This window comes from Pseudomonas sp. CFBP2511, assembly GCF_030209255.1.
Classification (GTDB): domain Bacteria; phylum Pseudomonadota; class Gammaproteobacteria; order Pseudomonadales; family Pseudomonadaceae; genus Aquipseudomonas; species Aquipseudomonas avellanae.
Window position 1 is genome coordinate 198,130 of record NZ_JARVSI010000004.1, and the last position, 23,756, is coordinate 221,885.

Consider the following 23,756-nt stretch of genomic DNA (forward strand, 5'->3'; position numbering starts at 1 on the left):
CTGCAAAGAATAATCTGCTGTATGCAACCCGCTAACCTCGCGGACCTGTTTCAGCCCGCCATCCGCCCTTGGTTCAGCCAATCGCCTGAGTCACCAGCGCAAACTGCTGCACGTCCGGGCTCTTCGGCGGAGGCGTGCCGAGCACCATGCGCGGCGCTCTGTCGACACACGCCAGGCCCAGGCTTTCCAGCCACGGCGCGAGCCCGCAGTCGGCCATGATGTCGAAACGCACAAACCGCTCGGGTATCAGGCGCAGCAACTGGGTGATCAACCGTTGCGCCTGCCCGACATCCTGCGCGACCACCGGGCCGATGATATGGCCGCGACCAAAGCGCCGTAGCAGGGCGATACCTTGCAACTGGCCATCATGCTCGATACCCACCGCCTGTTCGGCATCATGCAGCAGATCGGTCAGCACCACGCTGCGGTCCAGACCGCTGCCAGCGTTGGCCAGGCGGATCAACTCGGCGTGGTCGGCAGGCCCCAGTGTCCGAACAGGCAAGCCCTCGCTCAGCCTTTCAGCATCAGGCACCTGAGCAATGCCCTGATGCTGTTGAATCCGTGCAAAGTCAACGAAACCCATGCTCCTGTAGAGCGGCGCGCCCGACTCCGTGGCATTGAGGATCGGCGTGCGGGGCGCGGTGGCGTCCAGGCACAGGTTCATCAAGCGACGACCGAGGCCTTTGCCCTGATGTTCGTCACTGACAATCACCAGGCCAATCGACGACCAGTCGCCCTGATGACAGGTGAAGGCTACGCCCACCAGTTGCCCGTCATGTTCGGCGACAAAGCCATCCGAGGTGCGTTGCACCATCGCCCAGTCCTCTTCGCGGTGTGGCCATTTGAGGTGCACCGACAGCGCATGGGCTGCCAGTGTGTCTGCGGCAGTGGCCGGGCGGTAGTGATAGCGGGTGTCCGAAGTCGTGGGCATGGCGCCTTCCTAAGAATGAATGATCGGGCTCATATCAGCTTGCCTGCGTTCATCAGGCTGGAGACAAACGGCATCTCGATGGCACCTGGGTCCGTAAAGCGGCGGATATCGAATGGGCTGATCAGCGTGCGGGTGCTGCCGGTGCTGATCAGCTCGGCCATCACGTCACCGACACCAGGGCCGAGCTGGAAGCCATGACCGCAGAAGCCGAAGGCGTAGAACAGGCCATCGACCTTGCCGCTGCGGCCCATGATTGGCAGCGAGTCTGGCGTATAGCTCTCGATGCCGCTCCAGACGCGGATGATGTTGAGCTTTTCTGCGCCGGGTATCAGGCGGCTCATCTGTTTCATCTGATTGATCAGGCTTTGCGGCTTGAAATAGGCGCGACGGTTGACCATGTCTGGCTTGTTGCGATTGCCGCCGCCAATGATGATGTTGCCGCGCGGGATCTGGCGGAAATAGATCACTTCCTCTTTGATTTTGGTGAACACCCCGATCACCGTGGGCAGGGCGTAGGGCACCGGCTCGGTCACGGACATTTGCGGGCCGTTGGGCTCCAGCGGAACCGGCTCGCCAAACTGCTCGGCCAGCTTGGCCGCCCAGGCTCCTGCGGTGATCAGCAGTTGCTCGGCGACGAACAGCTGGCCGTCAGTGGTGGTGACGTGAAACTCGCCGCCGACCTTCTGCACCTCGACCACTTCGGTGCGCTCTTCGATTCTTGCCCCGGCGCGAATCGCCGCACGGGCGAAGGCGGGCGCGGCCAGGCGCGGGTTGGCGTGCCCGTCGTGCGGCGCATAAGAGCCGCCTTTGACCTCCGGGCCGAGAAACGGGAAGCGCTCATGCAGCGCCTTGCCTCTGATGACCTGCAAATCCAGCTCGCGGGCTTCGGGTGCCGCGGCGTAGGCCTCCAGCTCGGCGATTTCGTCTTCGCGATAACACACGCGCATGTGGCCGCTGGGAATGAACTCCAGGTCTTCGCCGATCAGCTCGGGCAGGCGTTTCCACAGCGCCCAGGAGCGATTGGAGAGTTCCAGCTGGCCGAGAAACCGGCCCTGACGGCGCACATTGCCGAAGTTGACGCCGCTGGCGTACTGGCCGATCTGGTCGCGTTCCAGCAGGGTCACCGAGCGCCCGTGCTGGCGCAGGAAAAACGCCGATGACGAGCCCATGAAGCCGCCACCGATAATCAGAACGTCGCTTTTTTGCGGGGTCATGAGGTGCTCTCGATAGTGTTCATCGTGCGGCGCGCGCCAAGGCTTCGATCTCGATCAGGTAGCCGTGGTGCAGTTCTGGAACCGGCACCACGGCGCGAGCCGGGCGATGGTCGCCCAGATAGCCCGCATAGATCCGGTCGAAATCAGGCCAATGCCGAATGCCAGCGACGTAGACCGTCACTTTGAGTAAATCATTCGTGCCGCAACCAGCTGCGCTGAGTATCGCAACCAGATTGTCCAGCGCAATGGCCGCCTGCACTTCGAATGGTTCGTCAACGCTGTGGCTGCCGTCAGCGCGAACCGGCAATTGCCCGGAAACATGCAAAATGCCTTGGTGCAGCACCGCCTGGGAATAGTGCCCGCCCGGCGCTGCGGCCGAGGGTGTGCGAATCAGTTCGATATCACCAGCCATGCAGACGACTCCAGATGTGCACTGCGCCGTCGGCGTCGCAGGCGTGGTAGTCCGGGAATTGCGCGCCGGTCGCGCACGCATGATTGGGCAGAATGCGCAGCCGGCTGCCAATCGGGAAGCGGCCGGTGATGTCTGTGCTGTCGCCTGTGGCGAGGGTGATAATGCCGTGCTCCTGATTGGCCCCGGTCACTCGCGCGCCATCGATCCACTCGCCGGTTTCAGTGCAGACCTGGCCGTAACCGAAATCCTGACGCTGGCGCTGGGTGCCGCGATCCCGGCTCATGGCCATCCAGCCTGCGTCGACGATAACCCAGCCCTTGTCCTGCTGATGGCCGATAACGGTGGTCAGCACGCTCAAGGCCAGCTCGTCTGCACCGCACACGCCGATGTTGTGCATCACCAGATCGAAGAACACATACACGCCCGCGCGCACCTCGGTCACGCCTGCAAGACCTTGTGCAGACAATGCGGTGGGTGTCGAGCCGATGCTGACTTCCGGGCAGGGCAGCCCGGCTTGGCGAATGCGTTCGGCGGCGCTGACGCAGAGCAGGCGTTCCTGCTCGGCCAGGGCTTGCAGTGCTTCAGGCGTGTCGAGGTCGTAGCTGGAGCCTGCGTGGGTCATGACCCCGCGCAGTTGCATGCCGCCTTCGACCAGTGTTCTCGCCACCTCGATCAACGCGTTGTCTTCGACCGTCAGCCCCGAGCGATGGCCATCGCAATCGATCTCGATCCATACCTGGAATTGCTCATCGTGCTGCTGGCCAAAGGCAACAATGGCCTGTGCTGCGACCACGCTGTCGGTCAGGATACTCAGGCGGCAGCCAATGCGCCGCAGCTTGAGTGCTTGATCCAGTTTGCCGGGTGCAATGGCAACGGCGTAAAACACGTCGCTGATGCCCTCGGCAAAACAGTGCTCGGCCTCTTTCAGGGTCGAGACCGTCACACCACGGGCACCCGCAGCCATCTGCGCCTGAATGACCGGCAGCGACTTGCTGGTCTTGACGTGCGGGCGCAAGCGCACGCCCAGTTCATTCATGCGTTGCTGCATGCGCTGAATATTGCGCTGCATGCGCGGCATGTCCAGCAATGCAACAGGCGTATCGAGAGAGAGCAGAGAAGCTGACATGGGCAAGGCTCGCATGACGGGGTACGACAGGCACTCTACTCACTGATGATGAAGCTGTGGTTCAATGGATTGTCATCAATCCTTAAGCTGAGCTGAATGATCGCCATCGAAGACCTGCGTCTGGCCGTGACGCTTTCGCGCTGTGAATCCCTCAGTGCTGCCGCCCGAGTGCTGAATGTCTCGCCGCCCGCGTTGTCGATGCGCTTGCGCAAACTGGAGACGCAACTGGGTATCACCCTGGCCAACCGCGACGCCAGACGCCTGAGCCTGACCGCCGATGGCGAACGTTTCGCACGGGAAAGCGCGCACCTGCTGGAACAGCTTGAAGCGCTTCCGGAATCTTTCAAACAGCGCGACGAACGACTGGTCGGCACCCTGCGCCTGGCTGCGCCGTTTGGTTATGGCCGGCAGCGCATTGCGCCGCTGCTGGCACGCTTCGCCAAGCTGCATCCGCAATTATCCCTGCACCTGGACCTGCGCGAAACGCCGTGGCCGGATCGCCACGACAGCGACGCGGTGATTCACATCGGCAACCTCAATGACAGCCTGTGGATCGCCAGGCCTCTGGCGCAGAACCATCGCTGGCTGTGCGCCAGCCCGGCTTATCTTGAGCAGCACGGCGTGCCTTCGATGCCCGATGAACTGGCCAGCCACCGCTGCATCTGCATTCGTGAAAACGACGAAGACGTGACCCTCTGGCACCTGAGCAAGGGGCACGCAAAAAAGACCCTGCGCATCGAGCCCGCACTGCTCAGCAACGACGGCTCGGTGGCGCGGCGCTGGGCCGAGCAGGGGCTGGGGATCGTGTTGCGCTCGCAGTGGGATGTCAGCGATGCGATCGCCAGCGGCAACCTGGTGCGCGTCCTTGCCGATTGGCAACTGGCCAGCGCCCCGATCAACCTGCTGGTGCCTGTGCGCAAGCACCGCAGCGCGCGGGTGCAGGCACTGACGGAGTTTCTGGAGACGACGTTGAAGGGCTGATCACGTCAGTCGCACAGGCGCTGTTGGTCGCAGTATCGAACACCTCAATTGACGCTCACAGCAACGCGCGGGTATAAACCGCGTCTTGTGTTTTTGTCGGATTTTTCTCCATGAGCTTCAGCCCCCTGATTCGCCAGTTGATCGATGCCTTCCGCGTGCTGCCGGGCGTCGGTCAGAAAACCGCGCAACGCATGGCGTTGCAGCTGCTGGAGCGCGACCGCAGCGGCGGTTCGCGGCTGGCATTGGCGTTGGGGCAGGCAATGGATGGCGTCGGTCATTGCCGCTTGTGCCGCACGCTGACCGAAGAAGAGCTCTGCCCGCAGTGTTCCGACCTGCGTCGCGATGACACCCTGCTGTGCGTGGTCGAAGGCCCGACGGATGTCTATGCGGTGGAGCAGACCGGTTATCGCGGTCGTTATTTCGTGCTAAAGGGCCACCTGTCGCCCCTCGACGGCCTGGGCCCGGAGGCCATCGGCATTCCGCAACTGATGGAGCGCATCAGCCAGCAGGCCACCTTCACGGAAGTGATTCTGGCCACCAACCCGACCGTGGAGGGCGAGGCCACCGCGCACTACATCGCCCAGTTGCTCCACGACAAAGGCCTGGTGGCCTCGCGCATTGCCCACGGCGTGCCGCTGGGTGGCGAGCTGGACCTGGTTGACGGCGGCACCCTGGCGCACTCGTTTGCCGGGCGCAAACCGATTGCCTTGTGAAGCCGTTCAACTGCTTCGCTGTCAGTAGCGCGGGGTGATATCCCGCTCTACAGGCGGCGCATCGGGGTCCTGACCGGCCGGAAACTTGCCTTTCAGGTGCCAGGCGAAGGCGATGATTTCGGCAATGGTGCGGTACAGCGGCTCCGGGATGCTGTCGCCCAGCTCCATGCGGGCCAGCAGTTTGACCAACTCGGCGTTTTCGTAGATCGGCACTTCGTATTCGCGGGCAATGGCCAGAATGGCTTCGGCCAACTGGTCGTCACCCTTGGCGCTGAGGGTCGGCGCCTGTTGGCCGTCGTAGCTCAGGGCGATGGCCTGGCGCGGGACATGATCGGGTAGGGTCATCAGGCGTTCTCGTCGATCCAGCGTTGTTCGAGGGCGGTGCGCGGCCCTTGCGGCGGAACGCCATGGCTGCAAGCCAGTTCCCCGACGGCCAGGCCGCAGGCAATCAGGCGCTCGCGCAAATGCCCCAGTTCATGTTCGATCAGTGTTGCGCTGTCCGGGCGCTCGGCCCATAACTGGCTGGACAGCGTGCCGCGCAGCAGTTGCGCATGCACCTGCATGGGGCCAAGCGGCTCCAGGTCGAAAGCCAGATCGACTTTCCAGAGTTTTTCACGGGTTTCCTTGATCTCGATATCGTCGCGGTCTTCGGTGGCGTCCTGATCTGGCTTGTCTTCGCGCTGCACCTTGACCTGCAACGGCACGATGTCATGGGCGTTGCGCATCGGCACTTCCAGTTGCCATGTAGTCACCTGAGTGCCATCGGCATTGGTACGGGTCTGCTCCAGGCCGCCCAACTGGTGGCTTTGCAGGCGCGAAACAGCGGCGGCCGCGAGTTTGAGCAGAATCTCCAGGTCGTCCTCTTTTTCGCCACCGCTGACGTTGCGCGACGGCAACGGAAAGATGCTTGGCTGGGTGCGCGCAGCCACCAGCCCCAGGGTGCCCAGCGCATTGCGAATGGCGTTGGGCATGGCCCGCGCCAGGGTGTTGGACGCAGCGGCGGCGCTGTAAGTGGTGTTTTCCGGCAGGCCGGGCAGAATCTGCGCGATCAGGCGCATCAGGTTGGCCTTCATGTCCGGGACCTGCGCCGGATTGAGCCCGGCGAGCAGTTTTGCTTCCAGAAATGCGCCGCTGGCATTGAGCGCCTGCGCAACGCCTTTGGGTGTGGTCATCTGATCGATATCGGGCAAATCGTCCAGCAACTGGCCGATGGCGGCTTGCAGCGGCGCGCTGATGGCTGGCGTGTTCGCAACCGGATTGCTGTTCACCGCCGTGTTGCTCTGCACGTTTTGCAGATTTTGCAGGGCATTGATCAGGGTGCTCAGCGAGCCCTGACGGTTTTGCTGGGTGGCCAGTTGTTGCGCCACTGCCAGTTGATCAAAGCGACCGGGCAGGGCGACGAAATTCAGTGCCTGACTGCCTTGCACCTGGGCACTCAACAGGCTGCCGACGGTCAACGGCTGCGGGCTTTCGATGGTCAGGCTGGAGCCTGCCAGTGCGGTGTTGAGCAGCATCACGATGGAGCGGTACGTGGGCGTTGCCGCAGCCGGGTTTTGCCCGGCCAGCAGGTTGACCGCCTGCGCGATCACCTGGCTGGTCATGACCTTGCCTTGCAACAGGGTGCCGACCGGCAACCGCTGAGTATCGAGGCTGGTCATCGAGTTTTTCAGCGCGCTGTTGAGCTGTTGCAGGGTCAGTGTCAGTTCGTTGGACGACGCCTGCGCCACCTGCAACAGGCTACCGGGCGTGAACGGTACGCTGCTGGTGACCGGCAGGCTGGTCTGGGTGCCATTGGCCAGCACCAGACGCAGCAGCAACTGGAAGTTCTGGTTGACCTGCTTGAGGGTCAGTACTTCGGCGTCGGCGGTCTCGCCTTCGGGGATGAGATTTTCCGCCGATTGCACTAAGGTCAGGACCTGCGCAGGGGAGATGCCGGCGCGCAGCAATGTGGTGATGGCGGTAGCCGCCGGAACGCTGGTGATGTCGCCTGTCATTGAAATGTCGACCTGAGGAAATTGCCCCTTTGATAACAGGACTCGTATGTATAATACCGGCCGAAACCGGGCTGGCCGCCATTAAGTTCTCTTCATGTAACGGCTGCATCAATCCTGACTTGAACCGTCTTTTACTCCGTATGTGTCTGTTTTGACACATTTCGCGACGCAACAGCACTGGAAACGCCTGATGACCCCAGCCCCCCCATTTTTGCAAGCGACGGCTCTGGCATGCGAGCGGGACTGGCGGGTGCTGTTCGAAAACCTCGATCTGCACCTGTGCGCCGGGGACATGTTGCAGGTCAGCGGCCCCAACGGCAGCGGCAAGACCAGCCTGCTGCGCCTGCTGTGCGGGCTGATGCAGCCGACCGCCGGGCAGGTGCTGCTCAACGGGCAAGTGCTTGGCCGCCAGCGAGCGCCGGGCTGCGATCTGTTGTGGCTTGGCCATGCGCCAGCGCTCAAGGACTTGCTCACACCGCTTGAGAACCTGGCCTGGCTCTGCGCACTGCATCAGCCAGCCGGTGCCGACGCTATTGGTCATGCGCTGAACGCGGTCGGGCTGGCCGGGTTCGAGGACGTGCCTTGTCACACCTTGTCTGCCGGGCAGCAGCGTCGCGTTGCGCTGGCACGTCTGCACATGCCCGGCCCGTCGCTTTGGATACTCGATGAGCCCTTCACCGCGCTCGATCAACAAGGCATCGCCCAGCTGGAGAATCACCTGGCAGACCACTGTGAACAGGGCGGTATGGTAGTGATCACCACTCACCACACCCTGAGTCGCTTGCCTGCGGGTTATCGCAGCATCGATCTGGCAAAGGGGTCAGCATGAGCCGTGTCTTTGCGGCGCTGATCCTGCGCGAAGCACGCCTGCTTGCGCGTCGTCCGGCCGAGCTGGCCAACCCGCTGGTGTTCTTCGCGCTGGTCATCGCCCTGTTCCCGCTGGCCATCGGCCCGGACACGCAATTGTTGCAAGCCTTGTCGCCGGGACTGCTCTGGGTGGCGGCGCTGTTGGCTGTGCTGCTTTCGCTGGACGGGCTGTTTCGCGGCGATTTCGAGGACGGCTCACTGGAACAGTGGGTCCTTTCGCCGCACCCTCTGGCGCTTCTGATTCTGGGCAAAGTACTGGCACACTGGGTTTTTTCCGGGCTGGCGCTGGTACTGTTGTCGCCGGTGCTGGCATTGATGCTCGGTCTGCCGGTGCAGTGCCTGCCGGTGCTGATGCTTTCGCTGCTGCTCGGCACGCCGGTGCTCAGCCTGTTGGGCGCCGTGGGCGCCGCGTTGACGGTGGGCCTCAAGCGCGGCGGTGTGTTGCTCGCCCTGCTGATTCTGCCGCTGTACATCCCGGTATTGATTCTGGGCAGCGCTGCGCTGCAAGCCGCCCTGCAAGGCATGCCCGCGACCGGCTACCTGTTGTGGCTCGGCAGCCTCACGGTGCTGGCGATTACCCTGACACCCTTTGCAATCGCCGCGGGCCTGAAGATCAGCGTCGGCGAATAATTGAGGTGCCGGGCATCGGGTTACCGATGCCCGGCAAAACCCTGGATACACCTGATGAAAAGCAACGCCATGAAAAGCAGCATCGGTTGGGCCTGGTTGCACAGGCTCGGCTCACCGAAAGCGTTTTACCGCATTAGTGCGCGCCTGCTGCCGTGGCTGAGTGTGGCTGCGTGTCTGTTGCTGGGCATCGGTATGGTCTGGGGCCTGGCGTTCGCGCCGCCGGATTACCAGCAGGGCAACAGTTTTCGGATCATCTACATTCACGTGCCTGCCGCCATGCTGGCGCAGTCCTGCTACGTGATGCTGGCGGTGTGCGGCGTGGTCGGGTTGGTATGGAAGATCAAACTGGCCGACGTTGCGCTGCACTGCGCGGCGCCCATCGGGGCGTGGATGACTGCGCTGGCGTTGGCGACCGGGGCGATCTGGGGCAAGCCGACCTGGGGCGCTTGGTGGGTCTGGGATGCACGACTGACTTCAATGCTGATTCTGCTGTTCCTGTATCTGGGCCTGATCGCGCTGGGCAACGCGATCAGCAATCGCGACAGCGCCGGCAAGGCCTGTGCAGTGCTGGCCATCGTCGGCGTGGTGAATATTCCGATCATCAAATACTCGGTCGAGTGGTGGAACACCTTGCATCAGGGCGCGACGTTCAGCCTCACGGAGAAACCGGCCATGCCTGCCGAAATGTGGCTGCCGCTGCTGTTTACCGTGTTGGGTTTTTACTGCTTCTTTGGCGTCGTGCTGCTGTTGCGCATGCGGCTTGAAGTGCTGCGTCGCGAGTCGCGCACCCAGTGGGCAAGGGCCGAGATTCAGCGCAGCCTGGGGCACACGCCGACGCCTTTGGAGAACACGCCTTGAGCTTCGAGTCATTCAGCGATTTTCTCGCCATGGGCCGCCACGGGCTGTTCGTCTGGTCGGCTTACGGCCTGTGTCTGCTGGTGCTGCTGATCAACGTGGCGTTGCCGGTGCTGGCGCGGCGGCGTTATCTGAAGCAACAGGCGCAACGCTTGAAGCGGGAGAGCCGGCCGTGAACCCGCTGCGCAGAAAGCGCTTGTTGATCATTTTGGCCGTGCTGGGCGGTGTCGGTCTGGCCCTGACCCTGGCACTCAGTGCGCTCAAGGAAAACATCAATCTGTTCTATACGCCAAGCCAGATCGCCAATGGCCAAGCCCCGCTCGGCACCCGCATTCGCGCGGGTGGCATGGTAGAGAAAGGGTCATTGCAGCGCTCGAAGGATTCACTGGACGTGCGTTTTGTGGTCACCGATTTCAACAAGTCAGTGACCATCGCCTATCGCGGCATCCTTCCCGACCTGTTTCGCGAGGGGCAGGGCATTGTCGCGTTGGGCAAGCTCGATGCTCAGGGCGTGGTGGTTGCCGACGAAGTGCTGGCCAAACATGACGAGAAGTACATGCCCCCCGAAGTGAGCAAAGCACTGCGTGAAAGCGGCCAGGCGACACCGGCTCCGGCCTCCATGCCCGCAAGGCAGGCTGATCGATGATTCCCGAACTCGGCCATCTGGCCATGATTCTGGCACTGGGCTTTGCGCTGGTACAGGCCATCATCCCGCTGATCGGCGCGTGTCGCAGTGACCGCCTGTGGATGAGCCTGGCGCGTCCGGCGGCGTGGGGCCAGTTCAGCTTTCTGATCTTCGCCTTCGGTTGCCTGACCTACGTGTTCATGACCGATGATTTTTCCGTTACCTATGTGGCGCAGAATTCCAACACCGCGCTGCCCTGGTACTACAAGTTCAGCGCCGTGTGGGGCGCGCATGAAGGCTCGTTGCTGCTCTGGGCGTTGATTCTCGGTGGCTGGACCTTCGCGGTGTCGGTGTTTTCCCGGCAACTGCCGCAGGTGATGCTGGCGCGGGTGCTGGCCGTGATGGGCATGATCAGCCTGGGCTTTTTGCTGTTTCTGATCCTCACGTCCAACCCGTTTGCCCGCCTGCTGCCGCAAATGCCTGCCAACGGACGCGATCTCAACCCGTTGTTGCAGGACATCGGCCTGATCGTGCATCCGCCGATGCTGTACATGGGCTATGTGGGGTTTTCCGTAGCCTTTGCGTTTGCCATTGCGGCGCTGCTCGGCGGGCGACTCGACGCTGCCTGGGCGCGCTGGTCGCGACCCTGGACACTGGTGGCCTGGGCGTTTCTCGGCATCGGCATCAGCCTTGGCTCGTGGTGGGCGTATTACGAACTGGGCTGGGGCGGCTGGTGGTTCTGGGACCCGGTGGAAAACGCCTCGTTCATGCCCTGGCTGGTGGGTACGGCGCTGATCCATTCGCTGGCGGTCACGGAAAAACGCGGCGTGTTCAAGAGCTGGACGGTGCTTCTGGCAATTGCGGCGTTTTCCCTGAGCCTGCTGGGCACGTTTCTGGTGCGTTCCGGGGTGCTGACGTCGGTGCACGCTTTCGCCTCGGACCCGGCACGCGGCGTGTTCATTCTGATGTTCCTGCTGGTTGTGGTGGGCGGCTCGCTGACCCTGTTCGCGATTCGTGCGCCGGTGGTGAAAAGCCACGTCGGCTTTGGCCTGTGGTCGCGGGAAACATTGCTGCTCGGCAATAACCTGTTACTGGTAGTGGCCGCGTCGATGATCCTGCTCGGCACGCTTTATCCGCTGGTGATCGACGCCATCAGCGGCGACAAGATGTCAGTCGGTCCGCCGTATTTCAACGCGCTGTTCGTGCCGTTGATGGGGCTGTTGCTGGCAGTCATGGCGGTCGGTGTACTGGTGCGCTGGAAGGACACGCCGCTGAAATGGCTGCTGGGCATGCTCGCCCCGGTGCTGATCGGCAGCGCCGTGCTGGCGGTGATCGCCGGGCTGGTCATGGGCGATTTTCAGTGGGCGGTGCTGGCCATCTTCATGCTCGCTGCCTGGGTGCTGCTGGCCGGGCTGCGCGACCTGTTTGACAAGACCCGTCACAAGGGGCTTCTCAAAGGCGCACGCAGCCTGACCCGCAGTTATTGGGGCATGCAGCTTGCGCACTTTGGCATCGTGGTGTGCGCGCTGGGCGTGGTGCTATCCAGCCAGAACAGCGCCGAGCGCGATTTGCGCATGGCCCCGGGTGAGTCCACCGAGCTGGGCGGTTATGTGTTTGTGTTCGAGGGCGCGAAGCATTACGAAGGGCCCAATTTCACCTCGGATCGTGGCACCGTTCGCGTCCTGCGCAACGGCGTGCAGCTCACTGAACTGCACCCGGAGAAACGCCTTTACAGCGTGCAGCAATCAATGATGACCGAGGCGGGCATCGACGCCGGTTTCAGCCGCGATCTTTACGTGGCCTTGGGCGAACCGCTGGGCAATGGCGCCTGGGCGGTGCGGGTTCACGTCAAACCGTTCGTGCGCTGGATCTGGTTCGGCGGCTTGCTGACCGGTCTTGGCGGGGTGCTGGCGGCGCTGGACCGGCGTTATCGCACGCGGGTCAAAACCAGAGTGCGTGAGGCGCTTGGCCTGTCGGGAGCTGCGCGATGAAGCGCTGGATCATGGTCGTGCCGCTGGCGCTGTTTCTCGGCGTGGCGGCGTTGTTGTACCGCGGTTTGTATCTGGACCCCGCCGAGCTGCCTTCAGCGCTGATCGGCAAACCTTTTCCGCCGTTCTCGTTGCAGGCAGTGCAGAGTAATCGGGTGTTGACCCGTGCCGACCTGCTGGGCAAACCCGCGCTGGTCAATGTCTGGGGCACCTGGTGCGTGGCCTGCCGGGTCGAGCATCCGCTGCTCACCCGGCTGGCGCAGCAGGGCGTGGTGATCTACGGCGTGAACTACAAGGACGTCAACGCCGATGCGATAAAGTGGCTCAAGGAATTTCACGATCCTTACCAGTTGAATATCCGTGACGAAGACGGCTCGCTGGGCCTGAACCTGGGTGTGTATGGCGCACCGGAAACCTTCTTGATCGACCGTCAGGGCATCATTCGTTACAAACATGTCGGGGTCATTGATGAGGCGGTCTGGCGCGAAAAAATTGCTGCCCGCTATCAGGCGCTGGTTGACGAGGGCCGACCATGAAACGCTGCTTGAGCGTGATTTTGCTGAACCTGTTGCTGTGCGGCATCGCCCATGCGGCCATCGACGCTTACACCTTTCGTGACGACGCCGAGCGCGCCCGCTACAGCGAGCTGACCCGCGAACTGCGCTGCCCCAAATGCCAGAATCAGGACATCGCCGACTCCAATGCACCCATTGCGGCTGATTTGCGCAAGGAAATCTACCGCATGCTGGGCGAAGGGCAGAGCAATCAGCAGATCATCGATTTCATGGTCGATCGCTATGGTGACTTCGTTCGTTACAAACCGAGCCTCAACTCCCGCACCTGGCTGCTCTGGTTCGGCCCGGCCGGTCTGTTGCTCGGTGGCCTGCTGGTGATTAGTTTTATCGTGATGCGCCGTCGCAAACAGCGCTTTGCCCCCGCCGCTGCGTTATCCGAAGACGAGCAGCAGCGCCTCGCCCGATTGCTGGACGATCACCGCACATGATTGATTTCTGGATAGCAACCGGGCTGTTGTTGCTGGTGGCGTTGGGCTTTTTGCTGATCCCGGTGCTGCGCGGCCATCGTGCGCAGCGCGAAGAAGACCGCACCGCGCTCAATGTGGCGCTGTATCAGGAGCGCCTGGCCGAGTTGCAGGTTCAGCACGAGCAAGGCGTTTTGTCGGCGCAGCAGCTTCAGGACGCTCGCGCCGAGGCTGCCCGAGAGTTGCTTGCCGACACCGAAGGCATAGAAACCGTTCACGCTTCCCGGCTGGGCAAGCCGCTGTTGTTTCTGGCTGCCGTGCTGGTGCCGCTGCTCGGCCTTATGGGCTATCTGCATCTGGGCGCCAGCGACCGGGTCGAGCTGAGCCGCGAATTCGCCAAGCCGCCATCCTCACTGGCCGACATGACCCAGCGCCTTGAGCGCAGCGTGCAGGCCCAGCCGGATTCTGCCGAGAACCTGTATTTTCTGGCGCGCAGCTACATGGCGCAAAATCGTCCCGGCGATGCAGCACGGATGTTCGAGCGTTCGGTGGCACTGGCCGGAAGATCGCCCGAGTTGCTCGGTCAGTGGGCGCAGGCGTTGTATTTTGCTAGCGACAAGCACTTCACCCCGCAGGTGCAGGCGCTGACCGACGAAGCGCTGCAGGCCGACCGCAAAGAAGTCACCAGCCTTGGCCTGCTGGGGATTGCCGCGTTTGAAACGCAGCGTTATCAGGCAGCGGTGGATTACTGGACCCGCCTGCTGGCGGCGTTGCCCGCGCAGGACGCATCGCGCTCGGCGCTGGAAGGCGGGATAGCCCGGGCACGAGAGAATCTTGCGCAACAGAGCTCGCCAGTCAAAGCCCGGTCACTCAAAGTGCGTGTCGCGCTGGCTGAATCGCTCAAAAATAACGTCCAGCCAACTGACAGCGTGTTCATCTTCGCCCGCGCAATCAAGGGGCCAGCCGCGCCACTGGCGGTCAAGCGCATCACTGTGGCGGACCTGCCCGCCGAGGTGGAACTGAGCGATGCCGACGCAATGATGCCGCAACTGAACCTGTCGAACTTTGCACAAGTCCAACTGGTTGCGCGAGTGTCTCGCGCAGGGCAGCCAACCACTGGTGAGTGGGTCGGCCGCAGTCAGCCGCTGGCCAGCGATACCGAGGCGCAGCAGGTAGTGACCATCGACAGTCCGGATAACTAGAGAAAACGCTTATGTACCGTACCGCACGCATCACCTTGTTGGGTCTGGTCGTTGGCCTGAGTGCCTGTGCAGTCCAGCATCCGGCACCGCCACATAGCCAGGATCCGATTATTAACCTGCCGGGTGGCCAGCAGCCTGGCGCACCGCGCCCTGGCACTGCGCCTGCCGAGCCTGCCAAAGCGCCAGCGGCAGCACCGAAGACCTCGGCCAGCTTCGCCCCGCCACCGGGCGGTGGCAGCCATTGGGACCCTCGCCTGGGTGTGTACGTGATGGACGACCAGCCCAATACGTTCTATCGCCAGCGCACTTACTACCAATGGAACAACGGCTGGAGCTGGGCGACCAACCCCAACGGACCGTGGCAGGCGACCGACGCCAGCGGCGTACCGGCCGGGCTGGGTAAACAGTTCAGCAATTGATTCAAGTCTGCAACTAAAAACGGCGACCTTATGGGTCGCCGTTTTGCTTTGCGGGGGTGCTTACTTGCCCGGATAAATCTGGTCGAACACACCGCCGTCAATGAAGTGGGTCTTCTGCACAGTGCGCCAGTCGCCGAAGGTTTTCTCCACCGAGAGGAAGTCCACTTTCGGGAAACGATCCTTGTACTTGGCGAGAATCTGCGGATCGCGTGGGCGCAGGTAATTCTTGGCAGCGATTTCCTGACCTTCTGGCGACCACAGGTATTTCAGATATTCCTCAGCCAGTGGGCGAGACTGTTTCTTGTCCACCACCTTGTCGACCACACTCACCGGCGGCTCGGCTTCTGCCGACACGGACGGGTAGACCACTTCAAACTGGTCGCGACCGAATTCGCGGGCGATCATCTCGGCTTCGTTTTCAAAGGTGACCAGCACGTCGCCGATCTGGTTGGTCATGAACGTCGTGGTCGCACCACGGCCGCCGGTGTCGAGCACTGGCACATGGCGGAACAGATCACCGACGAATTTCTTCGCAGCGGCTTCATCGCCGCCGTTTTTCAGGGTGTACCCCCACGCCGACAGGTAAGTGTAGCGGCCGTTGCCCGAGGTTTTCGGGTTGGGCACGATGACTTCGACGCCATCCTTGACCAGGTCCGGCCAGTCTTTGAGGGCTTTTGGGTTGCCCTTGCGCACGATAAACACAGTGGCCGACGTGAACGGTGCACTGTTGTTCGGCAGGCGGCTGACCCAGTCTTTCGGCACCAGTTCGCCATTGTCGGCCAGCGCATTGATGTCGGTGGCCATGTTCATGGTGATCACATCAGCCGGCAGCCCGTCGATGACCGAGCGCGCCTGCTTGCTCGACCCGCCAAACGACATCTGCACGGTCACGTCTTCATTCTTTTCGGCTTTCCAGTGTTTCTGGAAGGCGCTGTTGTAGTCCTTGTAGAAATCACGCATCACGTCGTAAGAGACGTTGAGTAGCGGCTGAGCCGCCTGAGTTGCGCTGGCAAAGGCCAGGCCTGCGGCCAGTAGCGAGGCGGCGAAGAGTTTGTTCACTGCAAGGTCCTTGAGATCATTGTGATGAAGTCTGATGGCGTAATGCCGCGACACTATCAGTATCGCGCCTGCTGTTTAAAGACTGAAAAGGTCTTTGCTTATGCCTTGTGCTCTACTTTTGCGAACAATTGATTACCACATCGCGAACAGAACGCTGCGCCATGCTCGTGGAAATTCTTCGAGCACACCGGGCAATCGTGTTTCAACTGCTCGCCGCGCATGGCGTTGGCCAGCTCGGCGGTGAATATCCCGGTGGGCACGGCGATGATCGAGTAACCGATGATCATCACCAGCGACGAGAGCATCTGCCCGACGGGTGTCTTGGGCACGATATCGCCGAAGCCGACGGTGGTGAGGGTCACGATAGCCCAGTAAATGCCCTTGGGGATGCTGGTGAAACCGTGCTCCGGGCCTTCGATCACGTACATCAGCGTGCCGAACACCGTGACCAGGGTTGAGACGGTGACCAGAAACACGATGATCTTCTGCTTGCTGCCGCGTAGCGCTGCCAGCAGGTAGTTGGCCTGGCGCAGGTAAGTACCGAGCTTGAGCACCCGGAAAATCCGCAGCATACGGATGATCCGCACGATCAGCAGGTATTGTGCGTCGCTGTAATAAATCGACAGAACCCCCGGCACAATCGCCAGCAAATCGACCAGCCCGTAGAAACTGAACGCATATTTCAGTGGCCGGGGCGAGCAGTACAGACGCATGATGTATTCAATGGCGAACAGCAGCGTGAAGCCCCATTCGATCCAGGCGAACAGCGTCGCGTAATCGCGATGAATGCTTTCGATGCTGTCGATGACCGTGACCAGCAGACTGAGCAGGATCGCCACCAGCACAATCTTGTCAAACATCCGCCCGGCAGGCGTATTGGCCTCGAAAATAACGATATGCAACCGCTCGCGACGGCTCAGAGAGGTGTCCATGGTGCTTCCCGATACAAAGATCGGCAGAGCCTAGGAGCATGGCCGGTCAAGTGCAAGCGCGTTGGCAGCACATTCAAGACCGGACGCAGAGCGTCCAGAACCGCGTTCCCACGCTGGAGCGTAGGAACGAGAACCACAACTATCGTGCGACGCTCCGCGTCGTCATGCCGTTTCGTGACGCTCTGCGTCACAATTCTGCGCCGCGCTGTACATTCAAGATCAGACGCAGAGCGTCCAGAACCGCGTTCCTACGCTGGAGCGTAGGAACGATAACCCCAACTATCGTGCGACGCTCCGCGTCGTCACGCCGTTTCGTGACGCTCTGCGTCACAACTCTGCGCCGCGCTGTACATTCAAGACCGGACGCAGAGCGTCCAGAACCGCGTTCCTACGCTGGAGCGTAGGAACGATAATCTCAACTATCGTGCGACGCTCTGTGTCGTCATGCCGTTTCGTGACGCTCTGCGTCACAACTCTGCGCCGCGCTGCACATTCAAGACCGGACGCAGAGCGTCCAGAACCGCATTCCTACGCTGGAGTGGTAGGAACGATAATCTCTACTTCTGCGCCACGTCATCCTTCTCCCAACCTCCACCCAGCGCCAGAAACAGGTTGATCTGCCCCATGGCCACTTCGGTGTTGGCTTCGGCCATCTGTGCGCGTACGTCGGTGTAGGTGCGGGTGGCTTGCAGGTCGGCGAGGAACGAGGCGCGTCCGGCCTCGTAGAAGCGGTGGGTCTGGTCAGCAGCTTCTCTGGCCGATTGTTCGGCTTCCTTGAGGGCATCGCGGCGGTCGAGCAGGGCGGTGTATTGCGCAAGGCCGGTCTGGGTCTCACGGATGGCGTTGAGCACCACGCCGTCAAAGCGTGCCAACGATGCCTGCGCCGACGCTTCGGCTTGATGGATGCGTGCCCGAGAGCCGTTGGACGGGAGGGTCCAGTTCAGCAGTGGCCCGAAGCCCCAGCGGTTGGCGGCCGGTTTGCCGAGGTTCTCGATCAGGCCGGTGGTGCCGATGCTCGCGCCAATGCTGATGTCTGGATACAACTCGCCGGTGGCCACACCAATTTCGGCCGTCGACATCGCCAGATGACGTTCAGCCTGACGCACATCCGGGCGGCGTTTGAGCAGTGTGGCGCCATCGCCCACCGGCATGACCTGTGCGATGTGCGGCAGTTCGTTACAGGTGCTGACCCCGACAGGTAATTGTTCCACAGGTTTGGCCAGCAGCATCGACAGGCGGAACATCGCCGCCTGACGTCGCGCCTCGTAACGTGGCATTTCGGCACGTAACGATTTGAACTGCGTCTGTGAGCGCGTGACCTGGGTTTCATCGCCACGGCCCGCATCGCGCAGGCGCTGGTTGAGGGTCACGCTCTGCTGTTGCAGGGCCAGCGATTCGCGGGCGATGCCGAGTTCTTCGTTGGCCGCGCAGATCTGTGTGTAGGCCCGCACCACATCGGCGACCACCGTGATGCGCGCCGTATCGACCGCCGCCTGATTGGCATCGACATTGGCCTGCGCGGCTTCGATGCCGCGCTGCAACGTGCCAAACAGGTCGAACTGATACGAAGTGGTCAGGCCAACGTCGCCGACGTTGGACACCGGCACCTTTTCGGTCAATAGATACGCCTCGCCCGATTCCTGCACACGCTGCGCGCCGATCTTCGCACCGTTGGTAAAACCGCCTGCGGCCTGGGCTTCGGACGTCTGATAGCGAGAACGTTGCAGGTTGGCGGCAGCAATGCGCAGGTCGGTATTGGAGGCGATGGCCTGGCGCACCAGTTCATCCAGACGCGCATCCTGATACAGCCGCCACCAGTGCGCAGGCACCGGCGCCGAAACGGTGTTGACCGAACGGCCGGCCAGTTCGCCCTGTAAATCCGGGCGATTGATCGCGCCGTCTTTCGGCAGTTGGTAATCCGGCCCGACCATCTGGCAGGCCGACAGCACTGCACTGAGCCCCAGGGCCGCCACGCGTAAAGCGCGTTTCATCGTTGCGCCTCCTGCGTATCGTCAATGATCGACACCGTCGCGGTGCGCCCGGCGATCATGCGAAAGTTGCCAGGCACCTCATCGAAGGCGATGCGCACCGGAATCCGCTGCGCCAGGCGCACCCAACTGAACGCCGGGTTGACGTTGGGCAGCAGGTTCGAGCCGCTGCTGCGGTCACGGTCTTCGATGCCGGCAACGATGCTCACCACGTGGCCGGTCAGCCGTGCGTTGTCACCAATGACCCGGATGTCCACGCCCTGGCCAACATGAATGCCGTCCAGTTTGGTTTCCTCGAAGTAGCCGTCGATATGGAACGACGCCGAATCGACCACCGACAGCACCGGCCGCCCGGCCGTGACGAACTCATGATCGCGGGGCGCGCGGTCGTTGAGGTAGCCGTCCACCGGGCTGCGGATCACCGAGCGATCCAGGTTCAGTTGTGCGGCATCCACGGCCACGCGGGATTCACCCAGTGCCGAGAGGGCGCGGGCTTCGCGTGACTGGCTTTCTTCCAGTTGCTCACGCGCGACCAGATTGCCCAGGCCGCGGTTACGCTTGTTCTCGCGGCGCGCTTGCTCCCAGGTTTCCTGACGCTCGGCAACCGTTGCCTGGGCCTGACGCAGGGTCAGGCGGAAACGGTCCTGGTCGATGGTGAACAGCACCTGGCCCTTGTGCACGGGCTGGTTGTCCGTCACCTCGACCTTCTGGATCAAGCCGGACACGTCCGGCGCGATCTGCACGACATCGGCGCGAATGTGCCCGTCGCGGGTCCACGGCGCGTACATGTAATACATCACCATGCGCCACACAACGACGGCAGCCAGAGTGACAACCAGCAGGGTCAGGACCACGCGGCCCAGTGTCAGTATCGGTTTTTTCATGTCATCAGGTATCGACTGAGAGTATCCACGGCGCCGAGCAGCAAAGCGTATAGACCTACGTTGAACAAAGCCCGGTGCCAGACCAGACGGTAGAAGTGGGCGCGCGACAGCACGGCGTGCACGCCGAGGAACAGCAGATAGGCAATGCCCATCATCGCCAGAAACGTGGGGATGAAGATCCCGCTGATGTCCAGATCACCGATCACAGCGGCGCTCCATCGATGTTGTGTGGCAGTTGCTCGGTCAGCTCACCCCCCACAGTGACGATCTCCACGCCCGGCAATAGCGCCAAACGCAGGCCGCTGAGCGCGTGCAGCAGATGAACGCGAGCCGGGTTGTCGCCCATTTCCTGATCGGTCAGCGCGCGGCGTGCGCGGTCCATGGCCATCAACAGGCCTCTGGGCGCGGGCAGTCGCTCGCCGGCTTTGCTGCAGTGTTTGAAATAGCCGCTGACCTCATCGATCACCTGCCGCAATAACACCTGAGCGGCAGGTGTTGCGCGCCGGGTGTAAGCGAGCAGGTCAAGCATGTTCAGCGCCACCCGCAGCTCACGCAGAGCAATCCCGGTGTCCTGCGCGGTAATCGTCAGGCGCGGCAGTTGCTGCATCAGGCGGTCGAGCATTTGCACGCCCATGCGCCGGTGCTCGGCCAGAGACGAGTGTTCGCTGAGGCTGGCGATGTCGCGCCAGCTGAAACGGGTCAGGCGCTTCACCGCCAGATCGACGCCAAACGGGCGGAACACCAGCGTCCAGATAAAGGCGAACAACAGCCCGGCAGGCCCGGCCAGATTGGAATTGAGGAAGTTCATGAAATCCGCGTCGTAGGCGCTCTGGATGCTGATGAACGACGAGGTATTGACGATGGTCAGCAGCGTGCCCAGAAAGAAGCGCGGCTGTACGGTCAAGGTGCCGACGCAAATAAACGGTACGGCGAAGGCGAGTACCAGCATCGGGAAGTCATGCAGGTTGGGCAGCACCACGAACAGGTACAGGCTGGCAAACACTACCGACAGCAGGGTCCAGAAGAAGAACCGGTAGATTTGCGGGGCCGGGTCGTCCATGGCGGCAAAGAAGCTGCACGACACCGCGGCCAGCGCGACCGCACTGGCGCCGTCTTTCCAGCCCAGCAGAATCCACAACACCGATGCGGCGATGATCGCCAGTACCGTCGAAGTCACTGAATAGAGCATCAGGCCGCGGTCCAGAAACGGTGTCAGGCGACCCAGACGCCAGTGGCGATAGACGGCGCGCCATGGCGACTGATCGTCGGTCTTGATCGCGTACTGCAGCGTGCGGCAATCCTGCCACAGGTCGATCCATTCGCTCAGGCGGAACAGGGTATTGGAGAGCAATAACCGGTCTCGGTCATCGAGTTGCGCAGAGCCCGGTTGCAGGTCTTCCAGCTCGCGGTGCAGTTGTTGCCACGGCTCATGTTGCGGACCATCGGCGGTGCTTTCGAGCCAGTCGCAAGCCCTTTGCAGCATGGGTTTCAGGCTGGCCAGCAGCTCGGGCGTGCGCCGCTCCAGTGCCCACAACGCATCGTCCAGCGCATCAATGACCGGCAGCAGGTGAATCATTCGGCCGCGTAGTTCATTGGCGTTGCGCACGGTCTGTTTGCGTGCGCCCTCGTGGCTCAACTGACCGATCATCATTTCCAGCGAATTGAAGCTGCCGACCATGGAATTACGCAGCGTGCCGATTTCTTCGGCCTGACAGGTGCGGCTGATGAAGCGCTGGCTGTAGGTCGCGGCGTCACCGAACCACTTTTCTGTGGTGGCCTGAAACACCGGAGCCAGACGTCTGGGCCAGAACATCGCGCCGACAACGGAGGCGCAGATGATGCCAAGGAAAATTTCCTCGGTACGCGACACGGCAATGTCGAACACGGCCTGTGGATTATCGACCACCGGCAGCGAAATCAACGGCATGGTGTAGCCCGCCAGCATCAACGCGTAACTGTTGGCCGTGCGCAGGTGCAGAGACAGAAACAGCAGCGTGCCGGTCCACAGCCCGACCACGATGGCCAACAGCAAGGGCGTCTGCACGAACATCGGCACCAGCAGCACCGACGCGGCCGCACCGGCCAGGGTTCCGGCGGCGCGATACAACGCTTTGGAGCTGGTCGGGCCTACGAACGGACTGGAAACGATGTACACGGTGGCCATTGCCCAGTAGGGGCGGGGCATTTCCATCAACAGCGCGATGTAAAGCGCCAGCATGGAAGCGCCGAAGGTACGCACACCGTAGAACCAGTCGCGCGCGGGTGGCACGCTGGAGAAAAATCCGCTCAAGCCGATCCTCCCGATTCAGTGTGCGCCGCCTCGGCGAACGCCTGGAACACACGCAATGTGGCTTCCAGGTCAGAAAGCTGCAGACCTTTGAGGACATCGGCGCGCAGCCGGGTCAGTTCCAGTTCGATGGAACCTGCCAGCGTGCGGCCCTTGTCGGTCAGGCTCAGGGCCTTGGCGCGGCGGTCGTTGGGGTCTTCGCTGCGGCACACGATGCCGGCCTTGCACAGCTGATCGAGCAGGCGCACCAGCGTCGGGCTTTCCATGCCGGCGGCTTGCGCCACTTTGACCTGATGGACACCGTCACCCAAGCGCGCAATCGCCAATAAAGGCCCTGCGCACGCTTCGGAAATCCCGTAGGTGACCAGCGTGTTCTGACAGATGCGTCGCCATTGGCGAGACGCTGCTACCAGACCGCTACTGACCGCCCGATGCAATGAATCGACAGGCATGAAAACACCGATAATTTAGTTAGGAGCAACATTGTTAGTGAGAATATTAATAGCTTGCTAACTAATATCTCGTAACAAGATCTTACGGTCAACCCGTAACTGCCAGACGGTGGCTTTGAATAGGGCCAGGGGGATCATCGACCCGGATCAAGCCAGAAATCGATAATAAATGGTCGCCTGGGTCAACGTGGCTCAGGGAAAGTTCATTGTTTACGTAAATAGTTTCTACCGCTCGTCGGAAATAAGCACTTTGTTCAGGCTGTTTTGTGATGTCCCTTCCAAAAAAATGACGCAGCACCCGAATCGACGCGTGCAGATAAATCGGCACCTGCAGCCTATAGCTGGCACTTGGCCGCAATTGGTAAATTGGCATCAAAATAGTGGCATTGGGGTTTTTCAGGCAGTTTTTTGGCGTCATCGAGTTGTCGGCGCTGTTTAAAAAATAAACGATTCAGCCGATAGTCTGCTTGAACGGAACGGGCCAGCACGCCCATTCCAGAGCCCTATTTGCCGGTACGGATGCGTACCTTGCGAGCAACCCATGATCGATCTTGCCACCTGGAATTTGTCCGTACCTGTCGGAGATCCCGCCACCATCATCGAAACGCCCAAGCTGCTCAAGGGGTATCGGGACGGTTATTTTCAATCCGGGGACACGCTGTTTTTCTGGGCACCGGTGACCGGTTCAACGACAGAGAACGCCAAGTACCCGCGCTCCGAGTTACGCGAGACGACGTCCGATGGCAGAGTCTTCAACTGGGCCTATTCGAGCGCCGACAATTTTCTGCGCGCTACGCTGGAAGTCGATCAGGTGCCTTCCACCGGCAAAATCGTGATCGGGCAGATTCACTGCTACCAGAGCACCGAGCCGTTGCTGAAGGTGGAGTATCAGTACAAGGAAAAACTGAAAACCGGCAATATCGTCGCCAAATTCCGTCGTACGCCGGATTCTGAAATCGAGGTGATTACCATCGCGCAGGGTGTGCCACTTGATCAGCAGTTCAGCTACACCATCAACCTGTCGCCTTCCGGCGATCTGACGGTCAGTGCTTTCGACGCGGTCTGGTACGCCAAGCTTGATTCGGCCTGGAGCAGCAAACTGTTCTACTTCAAGGCAGGGGTCTATACCCAGGACAATACCGGCTACACCACCGAGGGCGGTTCGGCGACGTTCTACAAGCTGGCAATCGCTCACGACAAGAAGTCCTGATCGTGCCC

At 61.6% G+C, this 23,756-nt stretch carries 27 protein-coding genes; 13 read left to right on the forward strand and 14 right to left on the reverse strand.

Annotation, left to right across the window (positions count from 1 at the left end; all coding sequences use genetic code 11):
• Positions 1-73 precede the first annotated feature (73 nt).
• From QRN38_RS03715 to QRN38_RS03730, 4 genes are read right to left on the reverse strand one after another with little or no spacing between them, the layout of a single operon-like run.
• Positions 74-931 carry a GNAT family N-acetyltransferase gene (locus QRN38_RS03715; protein ID WP_057419321.1) on the reverse strand — a complete coding sequence of 286 codons (858 nt, stop codon included), beginning with the start codon at positions 929-931 and terminating at the stop codon, positions 74-76.
• Positions 932-960: 29 nt separating this feature from the next.
• On the reverse strand, positions 961-2,145 hold the full coding sequence (locus QRN38_RS03720) for an NAD(P)/FAD-dependent oxidoreductase (protein ID WP_057419322.1): 1,185 nt from the start codon (positions 2,143-2,145) through the stop codon (positions 961-963).
• 19 nt (positions 2,146-2,164) lie between these two features.
• Positions 2,165-2,557 carry a RidA family protein gene (locus QRN38_RS03725; RefSeq protein ID WP_005765271.1) on the reverse strand — a complete coding sequence of 131 codons (393 nt, stop codon included), beginning with the start codon at positions 2,555-2,557 and terminating at the stop codon, positions 2,165-2,167.
• A complete protein-coding gene (locus tag QRN38_RS03730; protein ID WP_057419323.1) occupies positions 2,547-3,683 on the reverse strand; it encodes a DSD1 family PLP-dependent enzyme in 1,137 nt (378 codons plus the stop codon). The genes QRN38_RS03725 and QRN38_RS03730 overlap by 11 nt, the downstream gene beginning before the upstream one ends.
• A gap of 96 nt (positions 3,684-3,779) precedes the next feature.
• On the opposite strand from QRN38_RS03730, the gene QRN38_RS03735 reads away from it, so the two are divergent.
• A complete protein-coding gene (locus QRN38_RS03735; RefSeq protein WP_005765268.1) occupies positions 3,780-4,664 on the forward strand; it encodes a LysR family transcriptional regulator in 885 nt (294 codons plus the stop codon).
• A 110-nt stretch (positions 4,665-4,774) separates the two neighbouring features.
• Positions 4,775-5,377, forward strand: a complete 603-nt coding sequence (gene recR / locus QRN38_RS03740; protein WP_003383044.1) for a recombination mediator RecR — start codon at positions 4,775-4,777, stop codon at positions 5,375-5,377.
• A gap of 21 nt (positions 5,378-5,398) precedes the next feature.
• Here the strand turns inward: recR and QRN38_RS03745 are convergent, their stop codons facing one another.
• A complete protein-coding gene (locus QRN38_RS03745; RefSeq protein WP_003383046.1) occupies positions 5,399-5,722 on the reverse strand; it encodes an EscU/YscU/HrcU family type III secretion system export apparatus switch protein in 324 nt (107 codons plus the stop codon).
• Positions 5,722-7,371 carry a flagellar hook-length control protein FliK gene (gene fliK / locus QRN38_RS03750; protein ID WP_044390238.1) on the reverse strand — a complete coding sequence of 550 codons (1,650 nt, stop codon included), beginning with the start codon at positions 7,369-7,371 and terminating at the stop codon, positions 5,722-5,724. The genes QRN38_RS03745 and fliK overlap by 1 nt, the downstream gene beginning before the upstream one ends.
• Before the next feature lie 190 nt (positions 7,372-7,561).
• Here fliK and ccmA point away from each other — a divergent pair, with 190 nt between their 5' ends.
• The 10 genes from ccmA to QRN38_RS03800 are packed head-to-tail and all read left to right on the forward strand — an operon-like array spanning position 7,562 to position 14,936.
• Positions 7,562-8,200 (forward strand): cytochrome c biogenesis heme-transporting ATPase CcmA, encoded by a 639-nt coding sequence (gene ccmA / locus QRN38_RS03755; protein WP_054089887.1) that lies wholly within the window; start codon positions 7,562-7,564, stop codon positions 8,198-8,200.
• A complete protein-coding gene (gene ccmB, locus QRN38_RS03760; protein ID WP_044390241.1) occupies positions 8,197-8,868 on the forward strand; it encodes a heme exporter protein CcmB in 672 nt (223 codons plus the stop codon). Before ccmA ends, ccmB begins: the two co-directional genes overlap by 4 nt.
• A 54-nt stretch (positions 8,869-8,922) precedes the next feature.
• Positions 8,923-9,726, forward strand: coding sequence for a heme ABC transporter permease (locus QRN38_RS03765; RefSeq protein WP_024665922.1), 804 nt, complete (start codon positions 8,923-8,925; stop codon positions 9,724-9,726).
• Positions 9,723-9,899, forward strand: a complete 177-nt coding sequence (gene ccmD, locus QRN38_RS03770) for a heme exporter protein CcmD (protein WP_005765257.1) — start codon at positions 9,723-9,725, stop codon at positions 9,897-9,899. The genes QRN38_RS03765 and ccmD overlap by 4 nt, the downstream gene beginning before the upstream one ends.
• Positions 9,896-10,369, forward strand: coding sequence for a cytochrome c maturation protein CcmE (gene ccmE / locus QRN38_RS03775; RefSeq protein ID WP_024665920.1), 474 nt, complete (start codon positions 9,896-9,898; stop codon positions 10,367-10,369). The genes ccmD and ccmE overlap by 4 nt, the downstream gene beginning before the upstream one ends.
• Complete coding sequence (locus QRN38_RS03780; RefSeq protein ID WP_057419324.1) at positions 10,366-12,339, forward strand: heme lyase CcmF/NrfE family subunit; 1,974 nt, start codon at positions 10,366-10,368, stop codon at positions 12,337-12,339. The genes ccmE and QRN38_RS03780 overlap by 4 nt, the downstream gene beginning before the upstream one ends.
• On the forward strand, positions 12,336-12,872 hold the full coding sequence (locus QRN38_RS03785) for a DsbE family thiol:disulfide interchange protein (protein ID WP_007245279.1): 537 nt from the start codon (positions 12,336-12,338) through the stop codon (positions 12,870-12,872). Before QRN38_RS03780 ends, QRN38_RS03785 begins: the two co-directional genes overlap by 4 nt.
• A complete protein-coding gene (locus QRN38_RS03790; RefSeq protein WP_057419325.1) occupies positions 12,869-13,339 on the forward strand; it encodes a cytochrome c-type biogenesis protein in 471 nt (156 codons plus the stop codon). The genes QRN38_RS03785 and QRN38_RS03790 overlap by 4 nt, the downstream gene beginning before the upstream one ends.
• Positions 13,336-14,517, forward strand: a complete 1,182-nt coding sequence (gene ccmI / locus QRN38_RS03795) for a c-type cytochrome biogenesis protein CcmI (RefSeq protein ID WP_057419326.1) — start codon at positions 13,336-13,338, stop codon at positions 14,515-14,517. The genes QRN38_RS03790 and ccmI overlap by 4 nt, the downstream gene beginning before the upstream one ends.
• 11 nt (positions 14,518-14,528) lie before the next feature.
• Positions 14,529-14,936, forward strand: a complete 408-nt coding sequence (locus tag QRN38_RS03800; protein WP_024665915.1) for a hypothetical protein — start codon at positions 14,529-14,531, stop codon at positions 14,934-14,936.
• Positions 14,937-14,996: 60 nt separating this feature from the next.
• Here the strand turns inward: QRN38_RS03800 and QRN38_RS03805 are convergent, their stop codons facing one another.
• The 8 genes from QRN38_RS03805 to QRN38_RS03840 all read right to left on the reverse strand — a co-directional run bounded on the left by QRN38_RS03805 (position 14,997) and on the right by QRN38_RS03840 (position 22,956).
• Positions 14,997-15,995 (reverse strand): sulfate ABC transporter substrate-binding protein, encoded by a 999-nt coding sequence (locus tag QRN38_RS03805; RefSeq protein ID WP_024665914.1) that lies wholly within the window; start codon positions 15,993-15,995, stop codon positions 14,997-14,999.
• A gap of 98 nt (positions 15,996-16,093) precedes the next feature.
• On the reverse strand, positions 16,094-16,927 hold the full coding sequence (locus tag QRN38_RS03810; protein ID WP_005619395.1) for an ion transporter: 834 nt from the start codon (positions 16,925-16,927) through the stop codon (positions 16,094-16,096).
• Between the two features lie 557 nt (positions 16,928-17,484).
• A complete protein-coding gene (locus tag QRN38_RS03815) occupies positions 17,485-18,918 on the reverse strand; it encodes an efflux transporter outer membrane subunit (RefSeq protein ID WP_057419327.1) in 1,434 nt (477 codons plus the stop codon).
• On the reverse strand, positions 18,915-19,799 hold the full coding sequence (locus tag QRN38_RS03820) for an efflux RND transporter periplasmic adaptor subunit (protein WP_005765239.1): 885 nt from the start codon (positions 19,797-19,799) through the stop codon (positions 18,915-18,917). Before QRN38_RS03820 ends, QRN38_RS03815 begins: the two co-directional genes overlap by 4 nt.
• On the reverse strand, positions 19,796-20,005 hold the full coding sequence (locus QRN38_RS03825) for a DUF1656 domain-containing protein (RefSeq protein ID WP_003378219.1): 210 nt from the start codon (positions 20,003-20,005) through the stop codon (positions 19,796-19,798). Before QRN38_RS03825 ends, QRN38_RS03820 begins: the two co-directional genes overlap by 4 nt.
• Entirely contained in the window at positions 20,002-22,089 is a 2,088-nt protein-coding gene (locus QRN38_RS03830; RefSeq protein ID WP_010208197.1) for an FUSC family protein, read from the reverse strand. Before QRN38_RS03830 ends, QRN38_RS03825 begins: the two co-directional genes overlap by 4 nt.
• The gene (locus tag QRN38_RS03835) at positions 22,086-22,538 is read right to left on the reverse strand and encodes a MarR family winged helix-turn-helix transcriptional regulator (RefSeq protein WP_005765235.1); all 453 of its coding nucleotides are present in this window, start codon (positions 22,536-22,538) and stop codon (positions 22,086-22,088) included. The genes QRN38_RS03830 and QRN38_RS03835 overlap by 4 nt, the downstream gene beginning before the upstream one ends.
• A gap of 88 nt (positions 22,539-22,626) precedes the next feature.
• Complete coding sequence (locus tag QRN38_RS03840; RefSeq protein ID WP_235814772.1) at positions 22,627-22,956, reverse strand: hypothetical protein; 330 nt, start codon at positions 22,954-22,956, stop codon at positions 22,627-22,629.
• Between the two features lie 123 nt (positions 22,957-23,079).
• Between QRN38_RS03840 and QRN38_RS03845 the strand changes: the two genes are divergently transcribed.
• Positions 23,080-23,748 carry a polysaccharide lyase family 7 protein gene (locus QRN38_RS03845; RefSeq protein ID WP_003378216.1) on the forward strand — a complete coding sequence of 223 codons (669 nt, stop codon included), beginning with the start codon at positions 23,080-23,082 and terminating at the stop codon, positions 23,746-23,748.
• The last annotated feature ends 8 nt before the right edge of the window (positions 23,749-23,756 follow it).